This is a genomic window from uncultured Limnohabitans sp., assembly GCF_937889215.1.
Classification (GTDB): Bacteria; Pseudomonadota; Gammaproteobacteria; order Burkholderiales; family Burkholderiaceae_C; genus Limnohabitans_A.
The window spans coordinates 1-1256 of record NZ_CALBEX010000061.1 but is presented as its reverse complement, the minus strand read 5'-3'; the positions used below and the strand labels follow the sequence as shown (position 1 = coordinate 1256).

Genomic DNA, 1256 nt, shown 5'->3' with positions numbered 1-1256 from the left:
ACTGCTGCCACAAAGGGGCATCCAAGCCCCACCCTTTGCGAAAAGCCTCCAGGGCTTCCGGCGGAGCGTCGGCCGACATGATCAACATGGCGGGATCCCCCGTTGAACGCAGGATCAGAAAAGCAAAACTGAGCACCAAGAACAAGGTCAAGAGTCCGCGAAAAAACCGGATCACCAAAAATCGCATCATGCGCGGGACTCCAAAGGTGCATCGGACAAGTCAGCCTGATCTGAGACCAAATGACAGGCGACTTGACGCTCAGAGGTCACAGGAGTCAAACGCGGCGGCACCTCACGGCAAATGGCTTGCGCGTGCGGGCAGCGATTTTGAAAAACACAAGCACTTTGCAGTGACAACGGGCTGGGAGGATCACCTTGCAAGATGTGCCGCTTCGGATTGCTTCGTTGCCAAAGTGATGGCACCGAAGACACCAAAGCTTGGGAGTAAGGGTGCAAGGGTTCGCTGAACAATTGCTGGGGTGGCGCCTGCTCCACGATGTGCCCCAAATACATCACCGCCACTTGGTCGCTGACTTGACGAACCACCTTGAGGTCGTGGCTGATGAACAAATAGGCCACACCCATACGCTCTTGGACGTCTTGCAATAGATTGATCACTTGGGCCTGAATCGAAACGTCCAAGGCTGACACGGGTTCATCACACACCAACAAGCTGGGCTTGAGAATGAGGGCGCGCGCGAGCACCACGCGCTGGCGTTGTCCACCAGAAAGCTCGTGCGGATAGCGTTGCCACAAGGGCTTCGGAAGCCCCATGGAGACCATCAAGTCTTGGGCCTGTTCCGTTCGGGAAATCGCATCACCCAAGCCGTGGATCAGCAAAGGCTCAACTACTTGCGAGATCACATTCAAACGCCTGTCCAATGCCCCCAGTGGGTTTTGGTAGACCATTTGCATGTTTTGCCGCTGGGCTCGCCAAGTCGCATCGCGCTTTGCCGCAACGGGCTGGCCGTTGAACAACACTTGGCCTTGGGTGGCATCGGTCAAGCCCAGCACGAGACGTGCCGTGGTGGTTTTACCGCAACCAGACTCGCCGACCAGGCCAAGGGTTTGACCCGCGTGCAAATCAAATGAAATGCCATCGACGGCACGCAAGCTGGCTTTTCGCTGACGCCAGCCCTCTGGCACTCGCACCTGAAAGTGCTTGCGCAACTCTTGAACTTGAAGCAATGGGGTCATGGTGTCGCCAAAAAACAAGCCACTTGGTGGTCAGGCTCAACAAGAGAAAGCATCGGTAC

The 1256-nt window shown here is 56.3% G+C and carries 1 protein-coding gene and 1 pseudogene; both read right to left on the bottom strand.

The window, feature by feature from the left end; all coding sequences use genetic code 11:
• Window positions 1-190 (bottom strand): annotated as a pseudogene (locus Q0341_RS01440) (ABC transporter permease); the annotation flags it as partial.
• On the bottom strand, window positions 187-1197 hold the full coding sequence (locus tag Q0341_RS01435) for an oligopeptide/dipeptide ABC transporter ATP-binding protein (protein WP_299510056.1): 1011 nt from the start codon (window positions 1195-1197) through the stop codon (window positions 187-189). The pseudogene Q0341_RS01440 and the gene Q0341_RS01435, both read right to left, overlap by 4 nt.
• Window positions 1198-1256 lie beyond the last annotated feature (59 nt).

Excerpts from the sequence above, each read along its gene's own strand:
- Q0341_RS01435 (WP_299510056.1), bottom strand. The coding sequence starts at position 1,197 with ATGACCCCATTGCTTCAAGTTCAAGAGTTGCGCAAGCACTTTCAGGTG.